The organism is Sphingomonas naasensis (genome assembly GCF_004792695.1).
In the GTDB taxonomy this organism is placed as follows: Bacteria; Pseudomonadota; Alphaproteobacteria; order Sphingomonadales; family Sphingomonadaceae; genus Sphingomonas; species Sphingomonas naasensis.
The window spans coordinates 14670-29311 of sequence record NZ_SRXU01000013.1; the positions used below are offsets into that span (position 1 = coordinate 14670).

General features: G+C 68.2%; 16 protein-coding genes. 8 read left to right on the forward strand and 8 right to left on the reverse strand.

Annotation, left to right across the window (positions count from 1 at the left end; translation table 11 throughout):
* Nucleotides 1–24 precede the first annotated feature (24 nt).
* From E5A74_RS20205 to E5A74_RS20220, 4 genes are all read right to left on the reverse strand, one after another.
* Nucleotides 25–2580 carry an HWE histidine kinase domain-containing protein gene (locus tag E5A74_RS20205; RefSeq protein ID WP_135987436.1) on the reverse strand — a complete coding sequence of 852 codons (2556 nt, stop codon included), beginning with the start codon at nucleotides 2578–2580 and terminating at the stop codon, nucleotides 25–27.
* Nucleotides 2581–2582: 2 nt separating this feature from the next.
* Nucleotides 2583–3137 (reverse strand): biliverdin-producing heme oxygenase, encoded by a 555-nt coding sequence (locus E5A74_RS20210; RefSeq protein ID WP_135987437.1) that lies wholly within the window; start codon nucleotides 3135–3137, stop codon nucleotides 2583–2585.
* Nucleotides 3134–4444, reverse strand: coding sequence for an adenylosuccinate lyase (gene purB, locus E5A74_RS20215; protein WP_135987438.1), 1311 nt, complete (start codon nucleotides 4442–4444; stop codon nucleotides 3134–3136). The genes E5A74_RS20210 and purB overlap by 4 nt, the downstream gene beginning before the upstream one ends.
* Nucleotides 4445–4533: 89 nt before the next feature.
* Entirely contained in the window at nucleotides 4534–5169 is a 636-nt protein-coding gene (locus tag E5A74_RS20220) for a hypothetical protein (protein ID WP_135987439.1), read from the reverse strand.
* Between the two features lie 296 nt (nucleotides 5170–5465).
* Here E5A74_RS20220 and E5A74_RS21150 point away from each other — a divergent pair, with 296 nt between their 5' ends.
* The gene (locus tag E5A74_RS21150; RefSeq protein WP_206365932.1) at nucleotides 5466–6107 is read left to right on the forward strand and encodes a calcium-binding protein; all 642 of its coding nucleotides are present in this window, start codon (nucleotides 5466–5468) and stop codon (nucleotides 6105–6107) included.
* Nucleotides 6108–6178: 71 nt separating this feature from the next.
* Here the strand turns inward: E5A74_RS21150 and E5A74_RS20230 are convergent, their stop codons facing one another.
* The 3 genes from E5A74_RS20230 to radC form a co-directional block, all read right to left on the reverse strand.
* Nucleotides 6179–6961: a hypothetical protein gene (locus E5A74_RS20230; RefSeq protein ID WP_135987440.1), complete on the reverse strand. Its 783-nt coding sequence runs from the start codon at nucleotides 6959–6961 to the stop codon at nucleotides 6179–6181.
* Between the two features lie 45 nt (nucleotides 6962–7006).
* The gene (locus E5A74_RS20235; protein WP_135987441.1) at nucleotides 7007–7525 is read right to left on the reverse strand and encodes a GNAT family N-acetyltransferase; all 519 of its coding nucleotides are present in this window, start codon (nucleotides 7523–7525) and stop codon (nucleotides 7007–7009) included.
* Nucleotides 7526–7606: 81 nt separating this feature from the next.
* Nucleotides 7607–8290 (reverse strand): RadC family protein, encoded by a 684-nt coding sequence (gene radC, locus E5A74_RS20240; RefSeq protein ID WP_135987442.1) that lies wholly within the window; start codon nucleotides 8288–8290, stop codon nucleotides 7607–7609.
* Nucleotides 8291–8702: 412 nt separating this feature from the next.
* On the opposite strand from radC, the gene E5A74_RS20245 reads away from it, so the two are divergent.
* From E5A74_RS20245 to E5A74_RS20265, 5 genes are all read left to right on the forward strand, one after another.
* Nucleotides 8703–9020, forward strand: coding sequence for an AtpZ/AtpI family protein (locus E5A74_RS20245; RefSeq protein ID WP_135987443.1), 318 nt, complete (start codon nucleotides 8703–8705; stop codon nucleotides 9018–9020).
* A 69-nt stretch (nucleotides 9021–9089) separates the two neighbouring features.
* Complete coding sequence (locus E5A74_RS20250; RefSeq protein WP_135987496.1) at nucleotides 9090–9842, forward strand: F0F1 ATP synthase subunit A; 753 nt, start codon at nucleotides 9090–9092, stop codon at nucleotides 9840–9842.
* Nucleotides 9843–9895: 53 nt separating this feature from the next.
* Nucleotides 9896–10123: a F0F1 ATP synthase subunit C gene (locus E5A74_RS20255; RefSeq protein ID WP_135987444.1), complete on the forward strand. Its 228-nt coding sequence runs from the start codon at nucleotides 9896–9898 to the stop codon at nucleotides 10121–10123.
* Between the two features lie 54 nt (nucleotides 10124–10177).
* Nucleotides 10178–10669, forward strand: coding sequence for a F0F1 ATP synthase subunit B family protein (locus tag E5A74_RS20260; protein WP_135987445.1), 492 nt, complete (start codon nucleotides 10178–10180; stop codon nucleotides 10667–10669).
* On the forward strand, nucleotides 10662–11300 hold the full coding sequence (locus E5A74_RS20265) for a F0F1 ATP synthase subunit B family protein (protein ID WP_135987446.1): 639 nt from the start codon (nucleotides 10662–10664) through the stop codon (nucleotides 11298–11300). Before E5A74_RS20260 ends, E5A74_RS20265 begins: the two co-directional genes overlap by 8 nt.
* A gap of 27 nt (nucleotides 11301–11327) precedes the next feature.
* Here the strand turns inward: E5A74_RS20265 and E5A74_RS20270 are convergent, their stop codons facing one another.
* Nucleotides 11328–12257 carry a hypothetical protein gene (locus tag E5A74_RS20270; RefSeq protein WP_135987447.1) on the reverse strand — a complete coding sequence of 310 codons (930 nt, stop codon included), beginning with the start codon at nucleotides 12255–12257 and terminating at the stop codon, nucleotides 11328–11330.
* A gap of 105 nt (nucleotides 12258–12362) precedes the next feature.
* On the opposite strand from E5A74_RS20270, the gene E5A74_RS20275 reads away from it, so the two are divergent.
* Both E5A74_RS20275 and E5A74_RS20280 read left to right on the forward strand, forming a co-directional pair.
* Nucleotides 12363–12602 (forward strand): hypothetical protein, encoded by a 240-nt coding sequence (locus tag E5A74_RS20275; RefSeq protein WP_135987448.1) that lies wholly within the window; start codon nucleotides 12363–12365, stop codon nucleotides 12600–12602.
* Between the two features lie 161 nt (nucleotides 12603–12763).
* The gene (locus E5A74_RS20280) at nucleotides 12764–14641 is read left to right on the forward strand and encodes an ATP-binding protein (RefSeq protein WP_135987449.1); all 1878 of its coding nucleotides are present in this window, start codon (nucleotides 12764–12766) and stop codon (nucleotides 14639–14641) included.
* Nucleotide 14642 lies beyond the last annotated feature (1 nt).

Here is a 14642-nt window from a genome sequence, read left to right on the forward strand (position 1 = left end):
TCGGCGGCGCTGGAAAGCCGGGGGTCAGCGCGCGCGAACGGCGGGCGCGAGCGCCTGGGCGAGGCTGGCGAGCGTGTAGGGCTTCTGGACGATCGGCGCGCCCTCATGCTCGGGCGGGAGGCGCAGCTGCTCGCCATAGCCGGTGGCGAAGACATAGGGGACCCCGCCGGCGCGCAGCGTGTCGGCGATCGTGATGCTGGTCTCGTTGCCCAGATTGACGTCGAGCACCGCGACCTCGAACGTGTCGCGCTCGATCTCGCGCCGCGCCTGACCGATGCTCGCGGCGGTGACGACGCGCTCGGCGCCGAGCCGGACGAGGATGTCCTCGGCATCCATCGCGATGATCAGGCTGTCCTCGACGAGCAGCACCGCGCCGCGCAGCACTGCGCGATCGGGCACGGCGTCGGCGGAGATGCTGATCGCGGCCCCCGGACCATGCGCGCTGTTGCTCGCTGCGACATGGCGCGCCGGAACGCAGAAATCGGCCTCGAGCCCGGTCAGCGCATAGCGGACCTCGGCCCTGCCGCCGAGATCATAGGGGATCGAGCGCTGGATGATCGTGGTTCCGAAGCCTTGCCGCTTCGGAGGCTTGACCGCGGGGCCGCCATGCTCGCGCCAGTCGATGCGCAGATCGCCGTCGTCGTCGAGCCGCCATTCGACCTGGACGGTGCCATTGTCCGACAGCGCGCCATATTTGGCCGAATTGGTCATCAACTCGTGGAACACCAGCGCCAGCGTCGAGAAGGCGTTGGGATGGAGCAGCACCGCGGGGCCGCTGCAGACGAGGCGCCGGCTCTTGCCGCCGAGATAGGCCGCGGCCTCGGTCTCGATCAGCCGGCCGAGCGGGGCGGCGGACCAATTGTCCTGCGTGATCTGATCATGCGCGCGGGCGAGGCTCTCGATCCGGCCCTCGAGCAGCGCGATCGTGTTGCGCGTATCGGCGTCGGGGTCGAGCGACTGGCGGACCAGGCCGCGGATCAGGCTGAGGATGTTGCGGACGCGGTGATTGAGCTCGGCGATGAGCAGCTCCTGCCGCTCCGAGAAGCGGCGGCGTTCTTCCTGCGCATCGTCGGACAGGCGCAGCACGACCTCGATCAGCGAGGCGCGCAGCATCTCGGCGACGCGGATCTCGGCGGCGGAGAAGGGCTCGGAACGGCCGCGGACTTCCTGGCTCCACAGTTCGAAGCTCTTGCGCGGCGTCAGGCGCGGGCCGTGCGGGCCGAGCTGGGCGGGCTTGTGCGGATCGCCCGCCCATTTGACCGTGCGGACCTTCTCCTGGCGGAACAGCAGCACATAGTCGCGCGGGCTGCGCGAGATCGGGATGGCGAGCAGGCCGGCGGCGACATCGTCCCACGCGCCCGCGGCGGGCAGCGTCTCGGCGAGGCGGTCGGTCGCGAAGATGCGTCCGGCGGCCATCGCGTTGAGCCGGCGGACCAGCGCGGCAAAGGCCTCGGGCGGCGGCGTGAGCCCGCTGTGCGCGCATTTGCCGTCGATCCAGATCGCGATGCCGTCGCACGGCACCGTCTCGCGCAGCATCGCGCCGAGCCAATCGGGATTGTCGAGCAGGCCGGAGTCACCCGCCACCGCGGCGAGCAGCCGGTCGCTGCTCGCGCGGGCGCTGGTCTCGTACGACTGGAGCGCCTTGCGCTCGCGGCTCTCGAGCTTGAGCGCGAACATCTGGCCGAACAGCTCGGCGATCGAGCGGCGCTCGAAGCTCGGCCGGCGATGGCCGTAATGGTGGCAGGCGAACAACCCCCAGAGCTGGCCCTCGACGATGATCGAGATCGACAGCGAGGCGCCGACGCCCATGTTCTTGAGATATTCGATGTGGATCGGCGAGACCGAGCGCAGCACTGAGAGCGACAGGTCGATCGGCGCGCCGGTCTCGTCGCGCCGCGGCAGGATCGGCACCGGATCGGCCTCGACATCGGCGATGATCCGGAACGGGGTGCGCAGATAGAGCTTGCGCGCCTGTTGCGGGATGTCCGAGGCCGGATAGCGCAGATCGAGAAAGCTGCCGATCCCGGCGCGCGCCGCCTCGGCGACGACCACGCCCGAGCCGTCGCGATCGAAGCGATAGACCATGACGCGATCGAAGCCGGTCAGCGCGCGGACCTGGCGGGCGCCCTCGCGGTAGAAAGCGGTGGTGTCCTGGGTCGCGTCGAGCCGCGCCATCATCGCGCGGATCGCCGAGCCCGCATCGGACGCCGCCTCGTCGCCGCTGTTCTCGCCCTCGATGACGATGACGTCGCCCACCAGATGGAGCGCGAAATCGAGCCGGCGGCCATTGGCGATGACGAGCCCGAACACGCGCTCGACCGCGTCGTCGCCGCGCAGCATCGCGAGGCGATTGCGCAGCGTGTGCACCGCGTGCTCGCCGAACAGCGCGATCGCCGAGGTGCCGAGCAGCTCGCCCGCCTCGACGCCGAGGAATTCGTGGATGTTGGCCGAGGCGCGGCGGATCAGCCAGTCGGTGGAGAGCGCCAGCAGGAAGCCGAAGGGCTGGATCGCGCCGAGCTCGTGGATCGGCTCGCGATCGCAGTTTGTGAGGTCGACCTCGAACTGATCGCTATCCGCCAAGTTCAGCCTTTCGCCCAGCGCTTCGCGGAACGCTCGAAAGCCGCGAACACGCTGTGCGCGCTGGCCAGGGCGGACTGCAATTGGGCAGGCTGATAGAGGATCGGTTCGAAACGCTCCAGCAAATTACGCCATTTTTCAGATGGTTGATCTGCATCAAGATAGGCGCGCGGGAAGCCGTGAGGCAATTGCCGGGCGAGGAAGCGGCCGCCGAGGCGCGAGCCTTCGATGACGTAGAGCGCGCCGGCGATGGCGGCTTCGTCCCATGCGCCGTCCGCCTTTTCACCGTCGTCCGGGGTTTCGCCGGGGTGGCGGAGAGGGGCGTCGCGGAGGAACGCCAGATCCTCGCGCAGCAGCGCCCCGCGCTTGCGATCCTCCCAATCGGGCGTGACCCGCGCGCCGGGGAGCGCCGCCTCGAGCGGCAGCAGCACCTCGGCATGCGCGCGCAGGAACGCCGCATAGCTCTCGCGATCGCCGAGATCGAACGCCGCGAAGGCGGCGTCGACCCGGTCGTGCGCTTCGGCGGTGCCGTCGCGAAGAGCCTTATGGGCAGGGTTCAAGCAAACACGCGGTCGAAGATCGTATCGACTTGCCTGTAGTGATAGCCGAGGTCGAACTTGTCCTCGAGCTCCTCTGCGGACAGCGCCGCGGTGACTTCGGGATCGGCCTTGAGCAATTCGAGCAGCGAGAGCTGGCCGTCCGATTCCCACACCTTCATCGCGTTGCGCTGGACGAGGCGATAGCTGTCCTCCCGGGAGACCCCGGCCTGGGTGAGCGCGAGCAGCACGCGCTGCGAGTGGACGAGCCCCCCCATGCGATCGAGGTTCTTTTGCATCCGTTCCGGATATACCAGCAATTTGTCCATGACGTTGCTGAGCCGGGCGAGCGCGAAGTCGAGCGTGATCGTCGCGTCGGGGCCGATATAGCGTTCGACCGAGGAGTGGCTGATGTCGCGCTCATGCCACAGCGCGACATTCTCCATCGCCGGGATGGTGGCGCTGCGGACCATGCGGGCGAGTCCGGTGAGATTCTCGGTGAGCACCGGGTTGCGCTTGTGCGGCATCGCCGACGAGCCCTTCTGGCCGGGCGAGAAATATTCCTCGGCTTCCAGAACCTCGGTGCGCTGCAAGTGGCGGACCTCGACCGCGAGGCGCTCGATCGACGAGGCGATCACGCCCAAAGTGGCGAAGAACATCGCGTGGCGATCGCGCGGGATGACCTGGGTCGAGACCGGCTCGACCGACAGGCCGAGCTTCGCGGCGACATGCGCTTCCACGCGCGGATCGATATTGGCGAAGGTGCCGACCGCGCCCGAGATCGCGCAGGTGGCGATGTCGGCGCGCGCGGCGACGAGGCGGGCGCGGTTGCGCCTGAACTCGGCATAGGCCTCGGCGAGCTTGAGGCCGAAGGTGACCGGCTCGGCATGGATGCCGTGGCTGCGGCCGATCGTCGGAGTGAATTTGTGCTCCTTCGCCCGACGCTCGAGGATCGCGAGCAGCTGATCGAGATCGGCGAGGAGGATGTCCGCGGCGCGGGCGAGCTGGACCGCGAGGCAGGTATCGAGCACGTCCGAGCTGGTCATGCCTTGGTGCATGAAGCGCGCTTCCTCGCCGACCTGCTCGGCCACCCAGGTGAGGAAGGCGATGACGTCGTGCTTGGTCACCGCCTCGATCGCGTCGATCGCGGCGACGTCGATCGCGGGATTGGTCGCCCACCAGTCCCACAGCGCCTTGGCGGCCGATCGGGGCACCACGCCGAGCTCGGCGAGCGCCTCGGTGGCGTGCGCCTCGATCTCGAACCAGATGCGGAAACGGGCTTCGGGCGACCAGATCGCGGTCATCTCCGGCCGCGAGTAACGGGGGACCATGGTGTATCTCCGACAGGGACGGGCTTGCGCGCGCCCCTAGCAGCCGGAGGGACCGAGCGGCAAGGCAAGCCGCACGGGGGGCGCCGCGACTAGCGCGAGGCGGGCGCCGGCAGCGTGTCCATCATGTCGACAAAGGCACTGATCTCGCCGGTGGCCGCGGTATCCCAGACAAAGCCCTGGATCACGTCGACGCCGGCGAGATTCTTGCCGGCGAGCTTGCGGAACAGCGCGATCAATTGCGGCGCCTCGGTGATCGGCCCGAGATCGTAGAGATCGTCGTCGCCGGGACCCGGACGATTCCCGTTGGCGCAGTAGAGCCGCAGCGGCGCGTAGAAGATCGCGGCGGGCGGCACCTGGATCACCTGGCTCTGCACGACGATTCCATTCTGCTTCCGGACGTTGCGCGAGCGAAAGATCAGCCCGGGCGGCAGCGTGACGTCGATCGGCGCGCCGGTCCGGTTGGTGAACTGCAGGCACAGGGCGATGAGATGCCCGTCGGTGCCATAGGCCTTTTTCGCGTCCCGGTTGCCGCAGTCCTGTGGACGAGACGCGTCATAGGGCTTGATCGGCTGACGAAGCGTGACGCCTTCCGGGAGAGCGAACGGCTTGCCGACCGGCGCCGCGGTCGAATTGCCGAGGCCGGGCGGCGACAGGTCCTGCGCCTGTGCGGGGTTCGCACAGAGCCCCGCGAGGGCGGACAGCAGCAACAGGCGAAAACGCTTCACGAAAACGCTCCGGGGCAGGGTGATGGGCGGGTTCGGTAGGCCAGCGGGCGCCGGCCGGCCATGGCGGCGGAGGAGATTCGCAAGATCGGCACAAACTTTGCCTGCAAGGTGGCCGCGTTGCGTTGAGGCAACACGGCAAACGAAATGCGATAAGCCGCAGCATGGGGAGGATGAGCGGTGTAACCGAAGATCAAATGCCGGAACAAGGCGAAAGCCTGGCAGTTGATATCTTCGAGTTCCGAGAGATTTCAAGCTCCGCGATCTACACGCAGGAGTGCAAACAGGAGTTTATCTATATGCTGAAGGCTGTTCTTCTCACCACATCTATACTCGTTGCTGCGCCGGTCTTTGCGCAGGACAAGCCTGCGACCGAAACCAAACAGGAGCAGAAGGTCGCCCCCAAGGACAAGGCCGCAAAGCCGGCGACGCCCGCGACGACCGACGACGCCGCGCCGGGCACGCAGGGCTCGGGAACGGTAGAGGAGGCGCCAGCGGCGACTCCGGCACCGGCCACCGAGGCCGCGCAGCCGACTCCGACGCAGCCCGCCCAGCCCGCGACGCAGCCGGCCCCGGCGCAGCCCCCCCAGCCGACCCAGCCCACGCCTGAGGCTGCGCCTTCGGGCACCAGCGGCGCCGGAACCGCGGGGACGGCCGCGGCCCAGCCGGCCGCCCAGCCCGCGGCAACGCAGGATCAGGTCGCGCAGGCCGTCAGCCGCGATTTCGGCACCTATGACAAGGATGCCAACGGCATGCTGAGCGACGCCGAATTCGGCACCTGGATGAGCGCGCTGCGCAAGGCTTCGGAACCGAGCTTCGTGCCTGGTTCGGCCGACGCCAATGTCTGGCTCGGCCAGGCCTTCGCCGCCGCCGATGCCGACAAGAGCAAGGCGATCAACCAGGCCGAGCTCACGACGTTCCTGACGCCCAAGGCGTCCTGATCTCCCTCGCGCCCGTACGCATGGCGCGGCTCCCGAGCGGCCGTCGGATCCTTCCGGCGGCCGTTTGGCGTTCAGCCGGCTGCGCGGCCGCGGCGCGGCGGGTCCGCGGGCCAGCGGCGTGCGATCTCGGCTTCGCGGGCGCGCCATTGGTCGAGCATCGGGCCCATATTCTCTTCGGCGCGCCAGGGCTGGTCGGCAATCTCGACGCGGCCCAGATCATCGAACTCGCGGAATTTCTCCTTGCGGAAGGCCGCGTACATCGCGTCGGACATCAGCATCGGCGAGTCCACGCCGTGCAGGCCGAGCAGGCCCATGGTCCACCAATGCGCGCCTTCGATTGCCGCGCCGCTGACGCGTAGCGGGGGCGTGTCCGCCTTGTCGGGATGCTGCTGGCTGTAGTGCGCGTGCTTCACGGCATTGCCGATGTCGAAATTCCAGCGCGTGCCGCCGTCGTGATCGGGGTAGCTCGAGAAATGCTGTTCGACGCCGGCGGTCAGCAGGCAATCGATGTCCTGTCCGACGCTGTACTTGTACCACGCGCCGAGATCCTCGCCTGTCTTGCGCCGCAGCGTGAAGGGCTCGAAGAAATGGAGTCCGGGCTCCCAGCTCTCGACGAAGTCCTTGAAGCGCTGGCTGCACACGCGGATCGTGCGGACGGTGATGATGTCCGGGATGCGGCCCGCGGTCTTGCGCTCCTGCGTCGCCGAAGTGATGTGGTCATAGCCGGGCTCCCACAGGCAGCGTCCCGCGCGGAACTCGTAGTAGTTCTGGCCGCCCCTGAAATAGTCGGGCTGGTCGGCGTCGAACGGCGTATAGGCTGCGCCGGTGATGCAGCGCTTGAGCAGGACCGGCATCGCGATCGTCTCCCCCGGGGTCGCCCGCGGTCTAGTCGATCGGGCTTAACGAACCCTGGATCGGCCGTTCCGCTGAGCGCCGGAGGGGCCCGAAAGATCCTTGCGCATGCGGACGAGCGGCACGCTGACCCCCTCCACGATCGCCTCGGCCGCCTCGACGCCTCGATAGCCGCACGCGACATAGAGCGGCTGGCCGCTGAGGGTTGCCATCAGCTCGACCGCCGCGAAGCCCTCGGCAGCGGCGGCGTTCTCGCAGGTCGCGAGGATGAGACGGCCGATGCCGCGGCGGGCGAAATCGGGGTGGGTGTACATCGCCCGGATTCTGGCCGGATCGCGGGCGGGATCGAGCGGCGCGGGATCGCGCAGCCCGGTGCTGTGATCGCCGCCATATAGCGTGGCGCGCCGGCTCCAGCCGCCGCAGCCGACGATGCGCCCGGCCTGCTCGACGACGAGATAGGTCCCGTCGGCGATCAGCTGGGTGTCGAGGCCCATCACCGCGCGGCTCGCCGCGACTTGCGCGGGCGAAAGAAAGTCCGCCTGCAAGGTATCGATGGCGCGTCGCATCAATGCCTGCAGCGCCGGGAGATCGGCCGCGCTCGCCCAGCGCGTGTCGAACGGGAGAGTGTCGTTTTCCAGGGTTGGTTCCTAGATCAGCCCCTGCGCGCGCAGGCTGACATGGCCTTCGGTGCCGAGGATGATGTGATCGTGCACCGCGATGCCGAGCCGCTTGCCGGCTTCGGCGACCTGGCGGGTGATCTCGATATCGGCGCGGCTGGGCGAGGGATCGCCCGAAGGGTGGTTGTGGACGAGGATGATCGCCGCCGAGCCGAGATCGATCGCGCGGCGGATCACTTCGCGGACATAGACCGGCGCCTCGTCGACCGAGCCTTCGTTCATCAGCTCGTCGCGGATCAGCATGTTGCGCGCGTTGAGATGGAGCACGCGGACGCGCTCGATCGCATGGTGGGCCATGTCGGCGCGCAGATAATCGAGCAGCGCCTGCCAATTGGCGAGGATCGGGCGTTCGGTGACCGCCGAGCGGAGCAGGCGCAGCGCGGCGGCGTGCGCGGCCTTGAGCGCCGCCGCGCTGGTCTCGCCCATGCCGGGGACGCGGGCGAGCGCCTCCGCGTCGGCGGTGAGCAGCCCGCCGATCCCGCCGAACTCGGTGAGCAGCGCCCGTGCCAGCGGCTTGGTGTCGCGGCGCGGGATGGCAAGCGCGAGGAGATATTCGACCAGCTCGTGATCGAGCAATGCATCCGGGCCGCCCTCGAACAGGCGCCGGCGCAGGCGCGCGCGGTGGCCGGAGGCGTCGGGGGCGTCGGCGGGCATGGGCGGGTTGTCGACTGAAAGCCCCTCCCTTTCAAGGGAGGGATGGCCGGGCCGGCGATGCTCCCGGCATGGCCTGAACAGCGCGGGGCGCTGTTCACCCGATCATGGTGGGTCGCGAGCGAAGCGAGCGTCCGGAACGAGCCTCGAAGCGCCGAACGGGGGATCGAGCCCCGTCCGCCGCTGACCCGCCCCTTCCCATCCCTCCAAGGGAAGGGCTGACTTGGGCATGTCGTTCGCCCGCCGCGCGAGATCCCGGCCTTCGCCGGGATGACGGCGGGCCGGGCGAACCGACTGTCAAGAAACCGCAACGGTTGACTCAGCCCGCCCCCCATCCTAATCGGCGCCTGCCTTGGCGGGCTCGCCGCTCGGCACATGCGTCTGGCCTGCCGGAAACGGCTGACAGGAGAGGCAATTGGCCGAGAACGAGCCCGGACTGGACCCCTTGCCCGAGGATGCGCGCCTTAACTCGCTCGACGAGCGACTTCGGCGAGCAAAGACGGAAGAGGCGATCAGGACCGGCGCCGTGGATACCAAGGGCGATGCCAGCTATCGCCTCGGGAACCGCGTGCTGGCCGAACTGATTGGCAGCATGGTCGGAGGAGCAGTGATCGGCGGTACGCTCGATTGGCTGCTGGGAACCTCCCCGTGGCTCCTGCTCGCACTCCTGTTCCTCGGAATAGTGAGCGCTTTCAGGAACATCATCAGGATTTCGAACCAGCGCTCGAAGTGATTCTTCGGGCGCTTTGGCTAATGAAGCGGATCAACGAGCGTGGCGGCTGAATCAGGCAAGATCGACCCGATGCACCAGTTCGAGGTGCAGACGATCTGGGACGGCTTCAATATTGCCGGGCACCAGATCGCCTTCACCAATTCGGCGCTGTGGATGTGCGTCGCGGCGGTCGTCCTCTGGGCATTCATGCTCGGCGGGATGAAGCGCGCGGTGGTCCCCGGCCGCTGGCAGATGCTGGTCGAGAACTTCACCGGCTTCATCGATTCGATGCTCGCGGCGAACATCGGCAAGGAAGGGCGCAAGTACCTCCCGTACGTCTTCTCGCTGTTCATGTTCATCCTCTTCGCCAACCTGCTCGGGCTGCTGCCCCTGGGCCTGGTCGGCATCCACCCGTTCACCTTCACCAGCCATTTCACCGTCACCGGGGTGCTCGCGATCATGAGCTTCTCGATCGTGCTGATCGTCGGCTTCTGGAAGCATGGGCTGCACTTCTTCTCGCTGTTCGTGCCGCACGGCACGCCGCTGTGGCTGATCTGGCTGATCCCCGCGATCGAGTTCGTCTCGTTCATGGTGCGCCCGTTTTCGCTGGGCCTGCGACTGTTCGTCGCGATGATCGCCGGGCACATCCTGCTGAAGGTGCTCGCGGGCTTCGTGATCAACGCCGGCAATGCCGGGCTGATCCCCGGCCTTGGCGTCGGCATCCCCAGCTTCGTGCTGATGGTCGGCATCTCGGCGCTCGAGATCCTCGTCGCCGGCATCCAGGCCTATGTCTTTGCGCTGCTCACGTCGCTGTACATCAACGACGCCGAGCATCTGCACTGAGTTTAAAATCGTAATCGTACCAACCAACATGTTCGAAGCAGGAGTTTGAAAAAATGGATCCAGCAGCAGCCAAGCTCGTCGGTGCAGGTCTCGCGGCGATCGGCGCCGGCATGGCCGCCATCGGCGTGGGCAACGTGTTCGGCAGCTTCCTCGAGGGCGCGCTGCGCAACCCGGGCGCGGCTGACGGCCAGCAGGGCCGCCTGTTCATCGGCTTCGCGGCCGCCGAGCTTCTCGGTCTGCTCGCGTTCGTCGTGGCGATGATCTTGATCTTCGTCGCCTAATTCTCCGGTTCGGGCCGGGGCCCAGTCCCCGGCCTGCTCCTGGATAGGAATCCAATGCCCCAGATCTCCCAGCTCGCCGAGACCTTCGCGTCCCAGATCTTCTGGCTGCTCGTGACGTTCGGCTTCGTCTTCTTCGTCGTGGGCAAGCTGATGCTGCCCAAGGTGCTGTCGACGGTGGACCAGCGCGACAAGTCGGTGTCCGACGATCTCGCCGCTGCCGAAGCCGCGCGCGCCGCCGCCGATGCGGCCGAGGAGAATTGGCGGACGGAGGAGAATGCGGCGCGCGAGGCGGCGCAGAAGCGCATCGCCGAGGCGCGTGCGCAGGGCACCGCGGCGGCCGAGAAGCGGCTCGCTGCGGCGCATGCCGAGACCGATGCCCGCATCGCCGCGGCCGAGGCGCAGATCGCCGAGGCCAGCGCCGCAGCGGGTGCCGAGATCGAGGCAGTGGCGGCCGAGGCGGCGCGGGACATCGTCGCGCGCTTCTCGGGCGCCAAGGTAACGGCCGCGGAGGCCAAGAAGGCAGTGAAGGCGGCGCTCAATGGCTGAGGCAGCACATCCCGCAGCGGCCGATACGGTCGCCGAGAACCTGACCGAGGCGAAGCACGGCGAAGGCATGGCGGTTCCCGAAACCGGCACCAAGGCAGTGACGATCGAGCATGGCGGGCCCAGCGAGGCGCATGCCGATCCGTCGATCTTCGGGCTCGACGCCACCGTCTGGGTGTCGATCGCGATGACCGCGTTCATCCTGATCCTCGTCTGGAAGAAGGTGCCCGGCCTGATCACCCGCGGGCTCGACAATCAGATCGCGGCGATCCGCAACCGGCTCGACGAAGCGAAGCAGCTCCGCGCCGAGGCCGAGGCGCTGCGCGACGAATATGCCCGCAAGATCGCCGGCGCCGAGGCGCAGGCCCAGGCGATGCTCGCGCATGCCGACGAGGAGGCCAAAGCCGTTCTCGCCAAGGCCGAAGCCGATGCGACCGAGCTGACCGCCCGTCGCGCGAAGATGGCCGAGGACAAGATCGCCGCCGCCGAGCGCGCCGCGATCCAGGCGGTCCGCACCCAGGCCGCCGAAGCGGCGACCCGCGCCGCCGCGGCGATCATCGCCGACAAGCACAGCGCCGATGCCGACAAGGCGTTGGTCGACCAGACCATCGCGGGGCTCGGCCGCGCGCATTGAGGCTCCGGGCGCCGCGCGCGCCCGGCCTCATCCCACCAGATCGTCCTGCATCTCCGCGCGGAAGCGCGCGGTGAGGAAGATCCGCGTGAGCACATATCCCTGGATCACGCCGACGGCGAGGAAGTAGACGATCAGGCCCAGCGCATAGGCGTGGGTCCGCCCGGTCCCTTGCGACAATTGTCCGGCGAGGCCGTCGACGAAGCGGCCGATCGACTGGAAATTGACCAGCCCGACCCCGACGAGGATCTTGGTCAGCCAATCCGACACCGCCTCGACATTGGCATTGGGGATCAGCCGGCTGCGGACCTTGACCTCCGGATTGATCCGCGGGACCGCGAACAGGAAGCCGATCAGCGCCCCCACCGCGATGCTCGCCATCGCCCAGAGCACCGCGGCGCCGGTGTCGCGGCTCGGCCAGGCGGCGGCGACGAAGCCGGCGATATTGGCCATCAGCAGCAATGCCGCGATCAGCGGCGTGCCGAAATCGCTGGAGTGCCACCAGCGCGGCGGGGGAGGCGAGAGCGCTGCGGCGGCGTCCGGATCGGCGAGGCCGAGATGCGGGTTGCGCCACAGATAGACCGAGCAGATCGCGAGGAAGATGTTGTTGGGAACGAGCGCGGTGCGCAACCAGCCGGGGATGTCGGGATAGTTCTCGGGCGCAGCGCCGGTCTCGAGAATATGGTACATCGCGGGGAGCAGCAGCACGAGCAGCACCAGCGATCCCATCGCCGCGGCCTTTCGCGTCTCGGCGATGAGGATGAGGATGCCGACCGCGACTTCGGCGATGCCGGTGACGATCACGATCGGGACGTGGCTCGGTTCGGGGAAAATGCCGGGAAGCTGCGCGATCGTCTTTTTGAGATGCGAGAAATGCATCGATCCGAAGACGATCCACTGGATCGACAACACGAGGATGCTGATCCTGCCGAACAAGGTATAGGCACGGGCTTCCGACATGCGGCTTTCCCCCCAGAGCTGCGGCGATTGTTTCACAGACTTCGCAAATGTCCAGCCCGGCGCATCGGCTCTGGCGGGGCGCGGCGAGCATGCTAGGCTGGCACGATGGCAGCGAAGCGGAACGACGGGGCGGCGACGCCGGCAAGGGCAGGCGAGGGCGCGACGCGCTGGCTCGGGATCGGCGCGATCGTGGCGCTGGTGCTAGCGGCGGCGGCGGTGCTGCTCGCATGGCAAAGCGCTTCGGACGAGCGCCGCGCGGCCGGGGACGTCAAGGCGCGCGTGGCGGCCGAGATGAACCGGATCGAGGCCGAAGCGCAGAGGATCGAGCGCGAAGCGTCCAAGTGACCAGCGGGCGATAGCTGTGTGGTTACCGCGGTAACTATTTGCTGTGGCTGACGTTTACGTAATTTGCTGAAATGCGAAGATAAATAATATCAGGGTTGGATTGGTTGGCTTTGGCCGCGAATTCATTTGCTCTTCTTTGCGTGCTGCGCAAAAAACCTTCGATGATCAAGAAACGCCTCGATGTAGGTCGCGTCGCCCTGCTTTCGGGGCTCGCGTTGATCTGCGCGGCGATGGCCGGCACCTTCTTCCTGTTTCGCTCCGAGCAGCGCGCCGACGCCGCGGTCGTCCAGACATTGCAGGTCGAGGAGCGGCTCAACAGCCTGATCACCCGCGCGCAGGAAACGCTGCTCGGCGAGAGCGGCTTCCTGCTCGCCGGCGACGAGCGTTTCGCCGCGCGGCATCGCGAGGCGCGCGCGCGGCTCTTCGTCGAGCTCGCGGCGCTCCAGCGGCTGCTGGCGCAGGATCCGCTTCAGCGCGCCGCGGCGGTGCGGCTCGATCGCTGCTGGCGCGAGCGCCTGTCCTATGGCGACGTCCGCATGGGGCTCGCCCGCTCGGGGCAGATCGAGGAGGCGCGGCGCTCGATCCGCGCGGTGCTCGACCGGCCGGTGACCGATCGCTGCCGCTCGATCGTGGTGGCGATGAAGGCCGAGGAGGAGCGCCAGTTCGATGCGCAGCGGCTCTCGGCGGATCGGCAGGCCACCCTGCTCTCGGGCTGGCTGCTGCTCTGCGCGGCGGCGGTGATGGCGTTCGCGCTGCGCTCGACGCTCAAGGCGCTGTCTACGGCGCGCAACGCCTCGATCGCGCGCGACCAGCTGCTCAACGCCAATGCCCGGCTGCACGAGGAGGCGGCGAGCCGCGAGGCCGCCGAGACCCAGCTGCGCCAGCTTCAGAAGATGGAGTCGATCGGCCAGCTCACCGGCGGCATCGCGCATGACTTCAACAACATGCTGGCGATCGTGATCGGGTCGCTCGATCTCGCCCGGCGACGCGTCGAGAAGGACGTCAAGCGCGCGCAGGAGCATATCGACGCGGCGATGTCGGGCGCGCAACGCGCGGCGCAGCTCACCTCGCAGCTCCTCGCGTTCGGGCGCCGCCAGCCGCTCGCGCCCAGCGCGTTCGACGCCAGCCAGCTGCTCCGCCGGCTGTCCGAGCTGCTGCGCCGCACGATCGGCGGCAAGATCGATTTCCAGGTCGATCCGGCGATCGGGCTGTGGCCGGTCTTCGCCGATGTCGGGCAGCTCGAGAGCGCGCTGGTCAATCTATGCCTCAACGCCCGCGACGCGATGCCCGATGGCGGCAAGCTCACCGTCGGCACCGCCAATGTGACGCTCGACCGCGCCTATGCGGCGACGCATCCCGATGTCGCGCCGGGCGACTATGTGCGCATCACCGTGGCGGACACCGGCGCGGGCATGCCGCCCGAGGTCCGCGATCGCGCGTTCGAGCCCTTCTTCACCACCAAGGCGCTGGGCAAGGGCACCGGGCTCGGGCTCAGCCAGGTCTATGGCTTCGTCAAGCAATCGGGCGGGCATGTCGCGATCGATTCCGATCTCGGCCGCGGCACCGCGGTGTGCCTCTATCTGCCACGTCACAAGGGCAAGGCGGCGGAGACCGAGAGCTGGCAGGCGGGCCCCGAGACGCGGCTGCCCGGCGCGCGCGACAGCGAGATCATCCTCGTCGTCGACGACGAGGACCGGGTGCGCGAGCTCGCCGTCGATGCGCTGCGCGAGCTCGGCTATATCGTGCTTCAGGCACCGGGCGGCGAAGCGGCGCTGGCGCTGCTCGAGAGCCAGCCGCGCGTCGATCTGCTACTCACCGACGTGCTGATGCCGGTGATGAGCGGCCCCGAGCTCGCCGCGCGGGTCGAGGCGGCCCGGCCCGAGATCCGGCAACTCTATATGAGCGGCTACCCGAGCGACGGCATCGTCAGCGACGGGATGCTCACCGAAGGTGTCGCGCTGCTTCCCAAGCCCTTCACCGTCGCCCAGCTCGCCGGGCGCGTGCGGCAGGTGCTCGACGAGAAGACCGCCGCCGGCTGAC

Coding starts and splice junctions, on each gene's coding strand:
- E5A74_RS20270 (WP_135987447.1), bottom strand. CDS start 12,257: ATGTCGGAAGCCCGTGCCTATACCTTGTTCGGCAGGATCAGCATCCTC.
- E5A74_RS20280 (WP_135987449.1), top strand. CDS start 12,764: ATGATCAAGAAACGCCTCGATGTAGGTCGCGTCGCCCTGCTTTCGGGG.
- E5A74_RS20235 (WP_135987441.1), bottom strand. CDS start 7,525: ATGCGACGCGCCATCGATACCTTGCAGGCGGACTTTCTTTCGCCCGCG.
- E5A74_RS20275 (WP_135987448.1), top strand. CDS start 12,363: ATGGCAGCGAAGCGGAACGACGGGGCGGCGACGCCGGCAAGGGCAGGC.
- purB (WP_135987438.1), bottom strand. CDS start 4,444: ATGGTCCCCCGTTACTCGCGGCCGGAGATGACCGCGATCTGGTCGCCC.
- E5A74_RS20255 (WP_135987444.1), top strand. CDS start 9,896: ATGGATCCAGCAGCAGCCAAGCTCGTCGGTGCAGGTCTCGCGGCGATC.
- E5A74_RS20260 (WP_135987445.1), top strand. CDS start 10,178: ATGCCCCAGATCTCCCAGCTCGCCGAGACCTTCGCGTCCCAGATCTTC.
- E5A74_RS20265 (WP_135987446.1), top strand. CDS start 10,662: ATGGCTGAGGCAGCACATCCCGCAGCGGCCGATACGGTCGCCGAGAAC.
- E5A74_RS21150 (WP_206365932.1), top strand. CDS start 5,466: ATGCTGAAGGCTGTTCTTCTCACCACATCTATACTCGTTGCTGCGCCG.
- E5A74_RS20230 (WP_135987440.1), bottom strand. CDS start 6,961: ATGCCGGTCCTGCTCAAGCGCTGCATCACCGGCGCAGCCTATACGCCG.
- radC (WP_135987442.1), bottom strand. CDS start 8,290: ATGCCCGCCGACGCCCCCGACGCCTCCGGCCACCGCGCGCGCCTGCGC.
- E5A74_RS20250 (WP_135987496.1), top strand. CDS start 9,090: ATGCACCAGTTCGAGGTGCAGACGATCTGGGACGGCTTCAATATTGCC.